The sequence below is a fragment of the Lysinibacillus sphaericus genome, assembly GCF_006864135.1.
Classification (GTDB): Bacteria; Bacillota; Bacilli; order Bacillales_A; family Planococcaceae; genus Lysinibacillus.
Window position 1 is genome coordinate 26,054 of record NZ_SADV01000012.1, and the last position, 15,488, is coordinate 41,541.

The 15,488-nt window shown below is 37.0% G+C and carries 15 protein-coding genes and 1 pseudogene; 15 read left to right on the forward strand and 1 reads right to left on the reverse strand.

Annotation, left to right across the window (positions count from 1 at the left end):
- Window positions 1-136: 136 nt before the first annotated feature.
- The 15 genes and pseudogenes from C7Y47_RS14940 to C7Y47_RS15010 all read left to right on the forward strand — a co-directional run bounded on the left by C7Y47_RS14940 (window position 137) and on the right by C7Y47_RS15010 (window position 14,232).
- Window positions 137-469, forward strand: a complete 333-nt coding sequence (locus tag C7Y47_RS14940; RefSeq protein WP_185903501.1) for a hypothetical protein — start codon at window positions 137-139, stop codon at window positions 467-469.
- A gap of 253 nt (window positions 470-722) precedes the next feature.
- Window positions 723-1,157: a GNAT family N-acetyltransferase gene (locus C7Y47_RS14945; protein WP_142509502.1), complete on the forward strand. Its 435-nt coding sequence runs from the start codon at window positions 723-725 to the stop codon at window positions 1,155-1,157.
- A 10-nt stretch (window positions 1,158-1,167) separates the two neighbouring features.
- Window positions 1,168-1,647, forward strand: a complete 480-nt coding sequence (locus tag C7Y47_RS14950) for a nucleoside 2-deoxyribosyltransferase (protein WP_142509503.1) — start codon at window positions 1,168-1,170, stop codon at window positions 1,645-1,647.
- 12 nt (window positions 1,648-1,659) lie between these two features.
- Window positions 1,660-1,977 carry a YbjQ family protein gene (locus tag C7Y47_RS14955; protein WP_142509504.1) on the forward strand — a complete coding sequence of 106 codons (318 nt, stop codon included), beginning with the start codon at window positions 1,660-1,662 and terminating at the stop codon, window positions 1,975-1,977.
- Window positions 1,978-2,485: 508 nt separating this feature from the next.
- Window positions 2,486-3,463 (forward strand): helix-turn-helix transcriptional regulator, encoded by a 978-nt coding sequence (locus C7Y47_RS14960; RefSeq protein WP_142509505.1) that lies wholly within the window; start codon window positions 2,486-2,488, stop codon window positions 3,461-3,463.
- Window positions 3,464-3,636: 173 nt separating this feature from the next.
- On the forward strand, window positions 3,637-5,325 hold the full coding sequence (locus C7Y47_RS14965) for an AAA family ATPase (protein WP_142509506.1): 1,689 nt from the start codon (window positions 3,637-3,639) through the stop codon (window positions 5,323-5,325).
- A gap of 359 nt (window positions 5,326-5,684) precedes the next feature.
- Window positions 5,685-6,218 (forward strand): TetR/AcrR family transcriptional regulator, encoded by a 534-nt coding sequence (locus C7Y47_RS14970; RefSeq protein ID WP_142509507.1) that lies wholly within the window; start codon window positions 5,685-5,687, stop codon window positions 6,216-6,218.
- A 150-nt stretch (window positions 6,219-6,368) separates the two neighbouring features.
- Window positions 6,369-6,791, forward strand: coding sequence for a DUF3995 domain-containing protein (locus C7Y47_RS14975; RefSeq protein WP_142509508.1), 423 nt, complete (start codon window positions 6,369-6,371; stop codon window positions 6,789-6,791).
- A 402-nt stretch (window positions 6,792-7,193) separates the two neighbouring features.
- Window positions 7,194-7,493 (forward strand): hypothetical protein, encoded by a 300-nt coding sequence (locus C7Y47_RS14980; RefSeq protein ID WP_142509509.1) that lies wholly within the window; start codon window positions 7,194-7,196, stop codon window positions 7,491-7,493.
- Window positions 7,451-7,608, forward strand: a pseudogene (locus C7Y47_RS14985) (ATP-binding protein); the annotation flags it as partial. The gene C7Y47_RS14980 and the pseudogene C7Y47_RS14985, both read left to right, overlap by 43 nt.
- A gap of 133 nt (window positions 7,609-7,741) precedes the next feature.
- Window positions 7,742-9,997 (forward strand): poly(ethylene terephthalate) hydrolase family protein, encoded by a 2,256-nt coding sequence (locus C7Y47_RS14990; RefSeq protein WP_305067656.1) that lies wholly within the window; start codon window positions 7,742-7,744, stop codon window positions 9,995-9,997.
- Window positions 9,998-10,042: 45 nt separating this feature from the next.
- Window positions 10,043-10,654, forward strand: a complete 612-nt coding sequence (locus C7Y47_RS14995; protein ID WP_142509510.1) for a histidine phosphatase family protein — start codon at window positions 10,043-10,045, stop codon at window positions 10,652-10,654.
- Window positions 10,655-10,926: 272 nt separating this feature from the next.
- Window positions 10,927-11,766 carry a D-alanyl-D-alanine carboxypeptidase family protein gene (locus C7Y47_RS15000; RefSeq protein ID WP_142509511.1) on the forward strand — a complete coding sequence of 280 codons (840 nt, stop codon included), beginning with the start codon at window positions 10,927-10,929 and terminating at the stop codon, window positions 11,764-11,766.
- Window positions 11,767-12,234: 468 nt separating this feature from the next.
- Complete coding sequence (locus C7Y47_RS15005; RefSeq protein WP_142509512.1) at window positions 12,235-13,500, forward strand: polysaccharide deacetylase family protein; 1,266 nt, start codon at window positions 12,235-12,237, stop codon at window positions 13,498-13,500.
- Window positions 13,501-13,719: 219 nt separating this feature from the next.
- On the forward strand, window positions 13,720-14,232 hold the full coding sequence (locus C7Y47_RS15010) for a GNAT family N-acetyltransferase (protein WP_142509513.1): 513 nt from the start codon (window positions 13,720-13,722) through the stop codon (window positions 14,230-14,232).
- 69 nt (window positions 14,233-14,301) lie between these two features.
- On the opposite strand, the gene gltS is transcribed toward C7Y47_RS15010, so the two are convergent.
- The gene (gene gltS, locus C7Y47_RS15015; RefSeq protein ID WP_142509514.1) at window positions 14,302-15,486 is read right to left on the reverse strand and encodes a sodium/glutamate symporter; all 1,185 of its coding nucleotides are present in this window, start codon (window positions 15,484-15,486) and stop codon (window positions 14,302-14,304) included.
- Window positions 15,487-15,488 lie beyond the last annotated feature (2 nt).

A 15,488-nucleotide genomic window follows, 5' to 3' on the forward strand; every position in this document is an offset into this window, starting at 1 on the left:
TCGTATAAAAGTGGGAGGTTTTTTATTATTTTGGGACGAAATGTGAAGGCTGGAGATATATCGGTTTACTCTGATTACCGTAAGGAGCGTGAACGGGGTACCGATTTTATGTCAATGGTAACCTGGAGAGGTATAGATGGCTATTCACATGAAAAAAGATGAACCTTTCTGTAAAGGGGCGAAGTGTTCAAATGAAGAAACCGATGAAAAGAGCATTAAAAACGGTGATATTGCCGAAGAGCCTTTAGAGAAAATACCATACCGCAAGGATTTCTTTCCCATTTATTGGGGAGAGATGCTTGAACTACTAGAAGACTTGATAAATGACATGAGTATTGGATACCAGCATTTTTATGTTAGAGAGCTACGCAATAGCATATTTATTTCGTCTATAGGGATGATTCCTACCTCCCCGTATTTCGGCGACAATAGAGGAGAATGGGCGTCACCTGGCCGTTCCCGTTGTTAATGCCTTGGAAAGGTTACCACCTGACTTAACCGTTAGCTTGAGAAACTGTCCTGTTATCTCAAACTATATCGTAATATTCTTTATTTAATCCAAAAACTCCGAGCGGATTAGTTCGCCTGTTCGATAAAATAAACACTTAGCACTGTATAAAGGACGTTATCTTTTTCCAGAAAACAAACAATACTGCAATGTTCAACCTTATAGTTCGAGCTTTTCTGCTATAATGAATGACTGTAGAGATAGGGTGATAAAAATGCATATCGTCATAATTGAAGGCGTACCATATGATTGGTTGAAGCAATTACAGGAAATTCATGCACATGTATTTGATGGGGCAAATCTACCACTAGAAAAACTTAAAAGCAAAGAAGGACTTCTTTGTTTATTAGCAGTAGAAAATGAAGATATTCTAGGATTTAAACTAGGCTATACACATCCTGATGGCGTTTTTTACAGTTGGTTAGGTGGTGTCCATGAAAAGAAACGGGGTCAAGGGATTGCCAGTCAATTAATGGGGCGACAGCATGAACATCTACAGGCACTTGGATTTAAAAAAGTTCGTACATATGGTAGAAATGAGCGAAAAGCAATGCTCATCACAAATCTTAAACATGGATTTGATATTATTTCCACTTTTGTGGATAAGAAAAATCGACATAAAATAGTGTTTGAAAAAACATTGGAATAGGAGTTTTATTATGAAGGCATACTTAGCAAATGGATTATTTTCTTTAGGAGATCGTTTAGTCAACGAGCAACTCGCTGCGGCAATTAGAGAGGCAGTACTAGGTATTGAATTATACGTACCACAGGAGAATGATGCGATAAATGATAAAGCGGCATATGCTGATAGTTTGGCGATTGCGCAAGCGGATTTAGAGATGCTGCAAAATAGCGATGTATTAGTGGCCGTTTTAGATGGAGTTGAGATTGATTCAGGTGTAGCAGCAGAGATTGGTGCATTTGCGATGTTGAATCGACCAATCGTAGGCGTCTTTACAGATGTTCGTCAACAAGGCCGGGACAATATGATGAAAATAGAAGCACTTGTACGCGACGGAGTTGAAAATCAGTTTGTTTATCGCAATTTATTTGTGATTGGCTTAATTAAGCGCACGGGAGTAATTACGACTTCCATTGCTGAAGCTGTTAAAGCCGTTGAAAAATATAAAAAATAGGAGGGCTATTGTATGTTACTATCAACCACAGATATTATAGCAGGAAAAGAAATTGTAGAAACTATAGGTTTAGTAAAAGGTAATTCGGTACAATCGAGAAATATTGGCCGCGATATGATGGCTGGACTTCGCAATATTGTCGGAGGAGAGATGAAGGAGTATGCAGAAATGCTCACTCGCTCTCGAGAAATTGCTACACAAGCTATGGAAGAAGAAGCAAGAAGACTAGGGGCAAATGGGATTGTTGCGATAAGATTTTCAACATCATCGGTCATGGACGGCACATCAGAAGTATTAGCATATGGAACTGCGGTAAGGGTAAAGGAATAATCCGCTAAAAAAACCGTCTCGGCTACACATTTTCGCATAAATACTCATTTTGCTGAAGTTTCGTTTTATCTCAAAAAATTTTATGTGACGTGGTTGATTGGAGTGTAGACTGAGCGACTCATCGGGGATCAGCGGTATCGGACGCCCCCAGGAAACCTTGCTTTGCGCGAAAGTGAAGCGTCAGAGACTTATCTTATCTGTGCGAAAGCGAAGCGGCAGCAACAACAAAGTGCTCAGTCGGAACGGGAATCAACCTCTCACTTTGCCGAAGAGCAACATGACATTTGTATTTCATTGACATAATAATGAAGGACTTCAATCACCCAGATTGAGGTCCTTTTTATCTGCTTATACGGAATTAACTGTAAAAATAAAGTGAATTATAACAAAAGTATAGTATGTCATGCCAATTATACCAATAAAATAGAAATTCTGTAGTTAAAAGGACTAATAGTGTCCAACTCTTTTTGTATAATAGAAAAGTAACTTTGAAGAGAGAGTGGGATATATGGTAGATTCACAACAACACAAAGGCTATCGCGTCATTTCAATGTTTGACAGGCTAATGGATGGTCAAGGAATTAACAAAAAACAAGAAGCATTTACACATAATGTTGGTGAAAAAACCATACAACGGGATTTGAATGAAATTCGAGCGTACCTGGAAAAAGCTAAATTGGATTGCCATTTAGAATATGTGCGGACGGAAAAAGTGTACAGGCTGACAAATAAAGGAGAAAGTATTTTATCAAAGGAGCAAGTTTTAGCGATTGTTAAAATTCTCATCGAATCGAGAGCACTGCTAAAATCAGAAATGAGCGATATTATAGATAAGCTTATTTCGATTGTTGCGGCTGATAAGCAGGAGTTTATTCATAATATTATTTTAAACGAAAAGCATTTGTACGTAGATTTAAATCATAAAAAGTCTTTATTGCCTTTAATCTGGGTTCTATCAGAGGCGGTTCAAAAAAAGAAAATCATTAAAATTGATTATTTACGTGAAGGTGAAACAATTCCTACAGAAAAGATTTTAAAACCACTCGCCGTCATTTTCTCGGAATACTACTTTTATTTAATTGCTTATGATAATAAGCACGAAAAGGATTTGCCCATTGTTTATAGAGTCGACCGAATTCAACATTTTTGTGAGCTTGATAAAAAATTCCAAATACCATATGCCGAACGTTTTCAAGAAGGAGAATTTCGCAAACGTATTCAGTTTATGCATGCTGGCGAGCTAATGCGTATGAAATTTATCTTTAAAGGACCATCCCCACAAGCTGTGTTAGATCGCTTGCCAACAGCAAAAATATTATCTAAAAATGATGGGCAATATTTATTTGAAGCGGAAGTTTTTGGACATGGTATTAAAATGTGGTTGCTGAGCCAAGGGGCAAACATTGAAGTGTTAGAGCCAATTGAGCTTAGAGAAGAGATGATTGAAACGATTCAATCGATGCAACAAAATTATCGCTACATATAAAAACAAAAAATAAGGTAAAAATCCGCGTAGATTCTAATCGAAGCGGATTTTTCCTTATAAGAATGTAATTTCTTAAAAAGATCACCCTGTGAATTCTGAAAATTCTCACATAAGTGTTCTTTTCCACGCTATAATTGAACATATACTGAAAATGGATAAAGGGTGGCAATCAAATGACATATAATCATGAAGAAAAAGATATATTGTATCCAGATGGTACATTAATGTATCGTGGCGGTGTAAAGAAAAATGACTTTGGTCATGACATATATGATGGGAAGGGTGCGCTATTTGACCAAGAAGGGGAGCTGTTATTCGAGGGTGAATTCGTCAATCATATGAAGCAAGGTAATGGGATTATGTATTTAAAAGGTCAAATGATTTATCAGGGCGAATTTATTCAAAATAAAAAACAAGGTAATGGTATTTTATATAAGGATGGTCAGATATATTACGAGGGACATTTTCGTAATGATTTAATGGAAGGTTACGGGATTTTGTATTATGAGGAAGATGCTATTGCTCCATTTAAAGAGCTTCGTACACAGTATCCGCATTTAAATCAGCAGCAATATGAAGGTGATTTTGTCCATGGCATGAAGAAAGGCAAGGGAAAACAATACTATCCAAGTGGTTTTTTACAATATGAAGGTGATTTTATCTGGAACCATATGCAAGGTGCTGGAAAGCTTTACTTCGCACCAGAATCGCCAAGTGCTGAGGAACTTGCAAATGGTGTAACAACGCTTCAATATGAAGGCTATTTCTTTGAAGATATGAAGCATGGAAAAGGTAAGAACTATTCTAGTCAAGGTGTGCTAGTATCGGAGGGGCAATTTAAAGAGGATGCTATGACGGGACATGGTACTCTTTACTATACTAATGGACAGGCTTCCTATATCGGAGATCTTGTAAATGGAGAAAAGCACGGTCGAGGAGATTATTTTAATGAAGAGGGAAAAATTATTTATAGTGGTGAATTTATTAACGGTGAACGTTTACGAATAACACCAGAAATAGAGCGAGAAATTGCAAAATTACAGAAGCAGCTGGATGGACTTGTAGGACTTCCAAATGCCAAAAAGGAATTACATAATCTAATTAACTTCATTAAAATTCAAAGCTTGCGGGTCGACCATGGTTTAACAAGCTTCCCAATCACCTATCATCTAGTGTTCTCTGGAAATCCAGGTACAGGAAAAACAACAGTGGCACGTATTATAGGCCAAATATATAAGCATCTTGGTGTACTTTCAAGCGGGCATTTTGTGGAAACAGATCGTGCAGGCTTAGTAGCAGGATATGTTGGTCAGACGGCTTTGAAGGTCCAGGAAGTTGTGAATAAAGCAAAGGGCGGCGTGCTTTTTATAGATGAAGCCTATTCACTAATTAATGATAAACAGGACGCTTTTGGTAAAGAAGCGATTGATAGTCTATTAAAGTCGATGGAGGATTTACGCGATGATTTAGTTGTGATCGTTGCTGGTTATACGGAGCTCATAGAGGAATTTTTACTTGCCAATCCAGGTTTTAAATCACGCTTCAATCATTTTGTGCAGTTTGATAATTTTAGCACGGATGAGCTTTATGATATTTTTGCCATGCTATGTAAAAATAATGATTACGAGTATGGTGCCGTATTTGCACATCATATGAAGGAGCAATTGCATCAAATTCCAGTCGAATCTATTCCAAACTTTTCGAACGGTCGCTATATCCGAAACCTATTTGAAAAGCTCGTGACGATTCAGTCAAACCGCTTAATTCAACAGAAAACTATTACAAGAGAAGAATTAATGGAGTTTACAGAGAAAGATATTTTACAAGGCATTGCAGAAAATCTATTTGATAATACATTTTAACTTCTTTCAGCAAATGTCCGCTAAAGACAGAGGAACTCAGTCTAAGAACGCCACGCCCTGTGGCAATTTATCTGTGCGAAAGCGAAGCAATAACAACAACACATAACTGAGTGACCAACTTCGTGCTGCAGCCGCTACGTTGCCCGATGCTTTCGCGCAAAAACATTTAAAGATGAAAAAACTTTTAGCTATTATATTAGTATGCGCCTGTATTTTACCAAGGGTAATGACTATAAATATTACGATTAACAATAACATTAAAGTTCATAAAGATAAATAAATTGAATATTTGACAAAAAATGAAATTGGTAGTAATCTAACGAAAAACATACGCTATCGTATCTTACTGGAGAGTTGACATGCAATTAACAAGAGAAGATTGGATAAAAGCAGGATTACAACAATTAGCTGATGAAGGAATACATAAAGTTCGCATCGAAGCACTTGCCCGATTGCTAAAAATAAGTAAAGGTAGCTTTTATCACTATTTTCGTGACCATCAAGAGCTGTTAGATTCAATGGTCGACTATTGGGAAATACATGCAACAAAGCTGATAGTTCAAAGTATGGAGCAACAGGATGCTTCATTAGAACAACTATTACAGATTAGTTTTAATCGAGATAAAAAAATGGAGATTGGTATTTATACTTGGGCAAAATATGATCCTGTTGTTGCTGAACGCTTAGTGAATATTGAAGAACAAAGAATCTCGTGTGTTGCGAAATTGTATCAAAAAAAGGGCATCGACAAAGCTGAATCGATTGATAGAGCGAGACTTGCCTATTTAACGTATGTAGGATGGATGACAAGGTTTGAAGAGAATCCTAATTTTGATATTGATAAAATGGTAGTACTTTTAACTTCTTTCAGCGGTTCGCCAAATATTCGCTGAAATAGTTGACACTACGCTTTCGCATAAAAAACATCCTATTCGATAATTAATGTCCCTAATAAGGTTGTAAAACCTGAAGGGACAAAATTTTTACTATAAACATACGCATGTGTATGTTTTGTTTGAATTAAAACATTAGGGGGCGAAAAAATGAAATTACTTTTAATATTAGTAGCTGTAGGGCTTCTGTGGTTTATCAGTTTGTTGCATATTTATTGGGCTTTTGGAGGTCGTTGGGGTTCTGCCGCTGCTATCCCTGTAAAAGTAGGAGAGCATAGACCTGCTTTTACTCCTAAAAAATGGGGAACATTATTCGTGGCTATTCTTATTCTACTGGCTAGTGCCATTATTGTTGTTCAAGGAGGTTATTTGCAGGGGTTCCAAGCAAATAGTTTATCTAAAATCGGAAGTATTGTTTGTGCTTTCGTTTTCATTATTAGGGCAATTGGTGATTTTAAGTATGTTGGATTTTTAAAAAAAATAAAACACTCACAGTTTGCTAAATACGATACTTGGCTTTACAGTCCATTATGTCTATTTTTTGGATTTGTCTATATTACTCTATTGTTTTAACAAATTAACAAGTATAAGTTTTATACGGCAGCTAGCTTTAAAGTCCACATATCGCAATAGCCGCGATCTACTGCGAATGCCTGCAGAGCTTGTCCATAGCGTGACAGACATTGAGGGTTTTTGCTTTGTCTGGAATCGGGGAAGTGAGGCTATTATGTACGGAACAGGGTCATTTGCCGAGATGCAGGAGTTAACAATTTTCGTCAATTTGACACGAATGTTTTTGCACAAGTGATAGATCTTATGCAGCCCGACGGAACGGTAATTGGCTATTTGCTGCTTGGTTCAAAAAAATAATACGTCCTTTACACCTTAATCGACAAAGTAAGGCTGGAAACCGTCCGTCTGCTGATGGGAGCTGCCTTACTCGACGAACTACGAGGAGCGAGAAGTGGGTTACCAATGAAAACCTCGGAATACAGATTACTAGAGGCACAGCAAGCAGAGCGAGTTCGAATGTCATATTATTTGCATGATCATGTTTTGCAGAATCTAATCTTTCTTGCACGCGATTTGGAAGAATTATACGATACAGAACAAAGTGACAAGCGGTTGACCGCCGTCTGGTTAAAATGTTTGTATGATACGCAACGCGACATCCGAATGCTGTGCGATGATTTATACCCGTACATCATCGATCAGGCAGGGTTAGATGCAGCCGAGGGGACCAATCGCGCAAGAGTGATGGTGGTACAGGGTTAGGACTAGCGATCGCCAAACAAGTTATCGAAAAACATGGTGGAAATATTAAGCTGACAACGAATGGCGAGACGAGTTTTATCTCTTCTTGCCAAAAAAAGTTCTGACATCTAACTAATGTATTCTTCAAAAAATATCCAAAAAAGAAATGTAAGATTATTGAAAGAAAGATGAAAGTTGATTGGAAGAGTCATCCTGTAACCTACAATAGAATATTTATGAAATAGATTGTAGGTAGGGGGATTAAAAAATTGGAAGTATTCAAAAGGAAACTCATTTATTTTGTTAGAAGGCTATATGCAAAACCAGATCGGATAGAGCCATTGTCATTAGGTTGGAAAGGTGCAGCTATCGCTTTAAGTACGATGACATTCCTATTGATGTTGAATCAAGGGAGGTATTTATTAGAGCAGCGTAGTTTTTTAGATTTCACTATTGGAATGTTCGTATTTATTTTTTCCGTAGTGTTAATAAGTGGTTTTATCACTCTTCTATTGCATGGAGTGAAAAAAATTCCTAGTCGATATATATGGATACTTTTTAGTTCACTAATATTTCTGGTGTTCTGCTTTTTCGCTCCTTTGGAAGTAGCTATCCCATTTATTCTATTAGTAGCGGTTGTTGTTTCTTTGTGGGGTGCACTATTATACAAATGGTTAAAGGGTAGTTATAAAAATGCAAAGAAATATCAAAAAGTTAGCGTCCTCACATGTTTATCTATATTGACTATTGGGATTGGAGCATGTGGTTATTGGTTGATTCATCCCGGGGAAGCGAACACCCCAGTAGTTGTATTAAAGCAGCTGAAAACATCGAAACGGTATGACAATACTTTGCTTAGAAATCCAGCGAAACCGGGCACTTATCCAATTAGAAAGCTCACATATGGCAGTCCGAATACTTATCGAGAAGACTTTAACCAAAAAAACTCTTTGACAACTAAAACAGTAGACGCTAGCGATTTTGTAGAAAAGTGGTCTTCTGTTCGCACGAGAACACTTGGTTTTGGACCTGAGGCAATGCCGTTAAATGGTCAAGTGTGGTACCCAGAAGGGAAAGGAGACTTTCCGTTAGTAATGATTGTTCATGGAAACCATTTAATGACTGATTATTCTGATCCAGGTTATGAATATTTAGGTAACCTTCTTGCGAGTAGGGGCTATATAGTTGTATCCGTAGATGAAAACTTTCTTAATGTTTCTCCCTACGATGATTTGTTTTTGGTTAGTCCGCTAAAGAATGAGAATCCAGCGAGAGGATTATTATTGCTGGAGCATTTACAGACGTGGAAAGAATGGAACAGGACTAAAAACAATCCATTTTATCAAAAAGTGGATATGGAACACATTGCACTAATAGGGCATTCTAGAGGTGGAGAAGCTATCGCGATTGCAGCTGCTTTTAACGAAATGCAACACCCACCTAGTAACGGAAATATTCAATTTGATTATAATTTCTCAATCCGATCGCTTATTTCTATTGCTGGAGTAGACGGTCAATATATGCCTGCTGGGAAACCACTTCCGTTAAAAAACGTAAACTATTTGGCACTACAAGGGGCGCATGATATGGACGTAAATAGCTTTGATAGCTCTAATCAGCAATATCGGATTTCCTATACGAATAAAGATGATTATATGAATGCGTCGGTCTATATTTATGGAGCCAATCATGGGCAATTTAATGAAGAATGGGGACGAGGAGATCTAGCTGGCATGGCTAACCAACTCTTTAACTTAAAACAAATTATGCCTCGCGATCAGCAAGAAACCATCACGAAAGTATTGATATCTGCTTTTTTAGATAGTACGTTGAAAGAAAAGAAACGATACAAGGAAATTTTTAAAGATCTAGGTTATGCTAAAGAATGGCTTCCTGACACACTGTATATCAATAATTACTACGATTCGCAAACATCTTTGATTGCTACGTTTAATGAAGATATTGATCTAAACACGACCACTGTTCCAGGCGGCAAACTGTTCGGCAAGAATTTGAAGGAATGGAAAGAGGAAAAAGTCAAAATGAAAAATGATGAGGCAGATTATAGTGCCGTTCGTTTAGGTTGGAATTCAAAAGACAAATTTTCTCCAGCTTTTTATACATTAACTCTTCCCGAGAATGGATTAGAGATAGGGCAGAACAGTTCTATCGTATTTTCACTTGCAGATAATAGAAAGGAAGAAAAAGAGAACAATCAGGAGGAACTAATTGATTTTACAGTCACTGTAGAAGACAGCAATGGCAACCAGGCGAGCCTGCCTCTTAGCTATATAGCCAAATTGACACCTGCCATAAAAGGAAAGTTACTGAAAAAACCCTTTTCCAATATAGGTAATACGACGGAACCAGTGTTTCAACATTATGGATTTTTATTGAACGATTTTAAAGAAGTAAATCCACAGTTTGATCCACTGAAGCTGAATAAGATCCATTTCCAATTTAATTTAACCAAACAAGGGACGGTACTAATGAATAATATTGGGATTAGAAATGAAAATATATAAAAATATTAGTAATAACTAGGGAGAAATTATGGGGGGGAAACAATATTGAAGAACCAAACGATTTACTTACTCCGTCATGGTGAAACTGAATTTAATACACAAGGGCGATATCAAGGAGAGCTCGATTCACCATTAACTGAAATGGGTGTACATCAAGTACAACAAAATGCTCTAATGCTAAAAAGTTTAATTGGAGATCCAAATGAATGGAAAATTTTTTCGAGTCCATTAGGCAGAGCTATGCAGAGCACTGAAATAATTTGTGAAACAATTGGATATGATTTGAAGAATGTTGTTAAAGAAGATCGTTTAACTGAGGTGGCTGTGGGACAATGGGCTGGATTAACAACGAAAGAAATTGAAAGTTCTTGGCCCAATCTTTTTCATAACACAGACGTGTATAATTGGTATTTTAATGCGCCAAATGGAGAAGCTTACGACTCAGTAGTGAACAGACTAAGTGCTTGGCTAGAAAACATTCAACATATACCGAAAGTGATCGTTATTTCACATGGTCTAACAGGTCGTATTTTACGAGGAATATATGCAGATTTAATGAAGGAAGATACACTTAAGCTAGAAGTATCTCAGGATGTATTTTTTAAATTAACGAATAAAACAATAACAAAAATATGTTCAGATTTTGATGATTTTTAACTTATTTGGAGCGGGTGTACAAACATCCGCTGAAATAGAGGAACTTAGGCAAAAAACACGTTGCTACCGCTACGCTTTCGCGCAAAAAACATCTGCTGCTGCCGCTACGCTTTCGCGCAAAAAACATCTGCAGGCCTAAGCACAAAGCCGATTCCGGACGCAATTATGCCAAAGCATAATTCATCATTCAAACTTTAAGAATTTCTTCATAAATTTCCTACAGGAATAATCATAAATGCCTCCTATTATAATGTGTGGGGGGCGTTTTTTTTATGAAAAAATTTGTCTTATTTTGTTTTATATGTGCGGCAGCATTCTTTTTTTATTATACGAATAACATAACTACGGAACAAACGCCAGTAGAGCTACCTTCGTTGCATAGTAAAAATGCTTTGTTGCTGAATGAAAAAGGAGAAGTATTATTTGAAAAAAATGCAGATGACATTATTTATCCTGCATCATTAACGAAAATTATGACAGCGATTGTTGCCATTGAAATGACTACTGATTTGCAGAAGCAAACCATTGTTAAACCACAAACGATTTCTAAATTTACTGCTCAAAATGCTTCCATGGCGGGCTTTAAGGCAGGAGATTTTGTAACGATAGAGGATTTATTATATGGCACACTGCTTGCTTCTGGGGCGGATGCTACAGGAACACTTGCGGATGCGATGGCAGGTAGTGAAGAAGCATTTGTAACATTAATGAATAAAAAAGCACAGGAATTAGGGCTGAACGATACCCATTTTGTCAATGCCAGCGGATTACATGATCCTGCTCATGTCTCCAGTGTCCGTGATATAAGTAAGCTATTTCGTTATGCCATAAAAAATCCTACCTTTTATCAAATTTTGACTTCGAAAAGTTATATGACTCATGTTCCAAATGAATTAACGATAACAAGCTCACTATTAGCGAGAATACCAGTTGGGGAAGGTGCAATATTGGGAGGAAAAACGGGCTACACACCTGAAGCAGGTCTTTGCTTAGCCTCTATTATCGAAAAAGATGGAAAACAATATATTTTCGTGACGACGAATGCGAATGGGCAGGCTTGGACACCACCATTCCATATTGAAGATGCTCTTACAGCGTACGATGCGCTGTAAGAGGAAAAATTATGAAAAAGGTATAACTTTTTTATCGTTTCAATCGTCTTATTTATAGGGTGCACGGTTCAAGTACCTGATAAAGGCGTCTTGGGGCCTTTGACAAATGAAAGTTGGCAAAATTGCTAACGCAGTATTCATACTTGGGGAACAATCGATCATTTTCATTTAAGTGGGGAGGTATTACGTGTCAATTGTTTTCATCATCTAATGCCAGTGCTACCACAGAGGAATTTTTATGAAGAAAAGGTGAAAGTTTTTTAGAAAAGCATCAGTAAACAATTTGATAATATGCCGTTCATCCTAGCTACCAAAAACGTTAATAAGAAATTTTTATTCACAAAAACTAGTTGATTTCTACTATTTCCTGGAATAATTTATTATTCTATAATTAGAGTCGAATCCTATACTTTTATGGAAAAAACATATGAGAAAAGACATCTGTGATGAAAAGGGCGGTGTAGAACAATGAAAAAACTTTTACCCTATGCAATTATTTTGACTTTTTTAATCAGTTTTATGTTTGTAGGTAATACTTCTGCAAATGCTGAGGGTACACCAGTTATTCAATCCGTAGCTAATGACACAACAGTTTATGTAGAACCTTCCGTAGAAAGTACCGTAATTGGGCAAATAGCGAAGGGTAGTTATGTAACAGCCACACCAGTAAGTGAGGAATGGACTCGAATTAAAACGCAACAGCTAGAGGGATATGTAGAAACGGCAACATTAGTAAGCCTTAAATCGGAAAAATATGTAGTGACGAAAAAAGATGGAACAACTTTATTTACATACCCTAGTCCAAGTGCACAAAAAGCCGGACAGATTTACGAAAATAGTATTATCTTTGTATATGGATCGGCACCTGGAGGTTGGTCATTTATCCAATATGGTCATCAAACAGGTTATGTTGCAACAAATTCTTTAAAGAAACCTGTTGCGACAAAAAAACGAGTAAATGCTACTAATGGCGCTGTGCTTCATTTAACTGCTAGCCCAAGTGGTGAGGTTCTTGGTACAATTGCCAATAAAACAGTCGTTCAGCAATATACAATGCTAGCAGGCTGGGCCTATGTAGAAGCAGATGAACAAAAGGGCTATGTGAAAGCTTCAGAGCTAGCAAATATCCAAATAACGGATAACAAAGTATACAATAAAGGTTTACCAGTAGCGAAAGGGGAAAAAAAGCGTGTGGCATTAACATTTGATGATGGGCCAGATGCAAAAGTTACCCCACAAGTTTTAGCAATTTTAAAGAAATATGATGCAAAGGCTACATTTTTTATGGTTGGGCAAAATGTCTCTAAAAATTCAGCAGTCGTAAAGCAAATTTATGAGGCTGGCCATGAAATAGGCAATCATACATGGGACCATGCAAAGTTAACAGCCTTATCGACAGCAAATGTTAAACAAGAGGTTGATCGAACTAACAATGCTATTTATGCTGCAATCGGTCAATATCCAACGGTTTTCCGTCCACCATATGGTGCAACGAATGATAAAGTTCGTTCTGTCATGACGATGCCTTCTATTCTATGGTCAATCGATACGCTAGATTGGAAGCATCGCAATGCTGAGAAAATATTAACGTATGTGAAAGCGTCAGCAAAAGATGGCAGCATTATTTTAATGCATGATATTCATCAAACGACAGCAAATGGTTTAGAAAATGTCATTCTATACTTGCAAAAACAAGGCTACGAATTTGTAACTGTTAGTGAAATATTACAATAATCAATAAGCGAATGGAAAGGCCGTGCAACTGTCAATCAAGACAATTGCACGGCCACTTATTTTATGAAGTTGACGAGACCTATTTCATTACCCTGAAAAAGGGAAATGTTAAACACAGAGGTATTAGCTACGAACAGGTCTGCGTCCTTGTGTAGACCGCTTAAAGGTATGGCTACATACGTTTGTCTAAATTCAATTTAAAGATTCGGAGGAATAGAAATGACTACTAATAAGAATCTTTCACAATGCATAAAGATAAGACCTTTAACCCTATATGATTATGAAACTGCCTTAAAATGGAGTATGGATGACTCTTTTTGTTTAGCCAATGGATGGGAGTTAAATAGAAGTCCCGAAGAACTATATAAATGGTGGCTCAAATGTGTTAACAATGTAGCTGAAGATTTTATCCGAATGGGTATAGAGTTTAACGATAAAATAGTTGGATATGCAGATTTAGCCTGTATTAAAGGTAATACTGCTGAATTAGGTATTGCAATTGGTGAAAATGGGCTGTGGGGGAAAAGGATTGGATTTAATTCTGCCATATGTATGATGGAGTTTGCCACAAAGAAATTAGGAATTACAACTTTTAACGCAGAAACACACGAAGCTAATGTTCGTTCACGAAAAATGCTTGAAAAGATAGGATTTAAAGAAATAAGTAGAGTAGGTAATGAAGAATATTTTGGAATGAACAGCCAACTAATACAATACGAACTAAATTTATAACAGGGAAACCTCAGTTTAAAGGTTTCCCCATATTTTCTTTCAGAAATAAATATTAAATTTAACAGAGCTTTATTTAAATAAATTGATCGTCGTAATAATAATTGGAATACCGAAGACGTCGATTAAAAACGCTCCTACAATTGGTACAACAAGAAATGCTTTTTGAGATGGACCGAAACGTTGGACAACTGCTGACATATTGGCCATCGCATTTGGCGTTGCCCCTAAACCGTGACCAGCAAAACCGGCAACCATCACCGCAGCATCGTAATTTTTTCCAAGAATCTTAAACAAGACAAATATACTAAATAAGACAATGAAGAATACTTGTACAAAAACAATGATGAATAGTGGCAGTGCTAAATCAGCAATTTCCCATAATTTAACACTCATGAGCGCCATTGATAGGAAAACACCTAATGTCACATCGCCGATTAAAGAAATGCTTTTCATGTTAATCGCTTCAGGTTTTATTTTATCCATAATATTGCGCACTAGTACAGCTACGAACATTGCACCGACATAGCCAGGTAGTACGAAGCCAGTAGCCTCTGAGAATAATGTTCCAACATATGTCCCTACAGCCATACAGAACGTAATTAATAATACTTGTGTAAAGAATGAATCGGATGTAATTTGTTCATTTTTATTTTCAAAATCAATTTCTTTTGTTTCTTGTTCATTTGGCGTTAAATTATATTTACCAACTAAGTATTTGACAATCGGACCACCGATTAAGCCACCAGCTACTAAACCACATGTAGCCGCAGCCGCACCGATTGTCATGGCTGATGAAATACCTAAGTCTTCTAATGTTTGTCCAAATGCTGCAGCGGCACCATGGCCACCTTCCATAGAAACAGCACCAGCCATCATACCGATTAATGGATGAATCCCCATGAGCGATGCAAGAGATACACCAATAACATTTTGCATTAATGCTAGGAAACCACAAGCCAACCAATAAATAATTAATAATTTTCCGCCAAGCTTCACTAGTTTAAAGCTTGCTCCTAAACCAATTGTTGTGAAGAATGTAATCATAAATAAGCTTTGTAATGACGTATCAAGCGAAATTTCTAATACGCCAGTTGTCTTTAGAATAGTGGCCAATGCGGCGAATAATAAGCCGCCAACAACAGGTGCTGGTATACAAAAACGCTTTAAAAAACCGATTTTATTGATGAGCCAGCCGCCCAATGCGAATAGTGCAACTGCTAGAAATACTGTTGTAATTTGATTAATTTCGATCATGA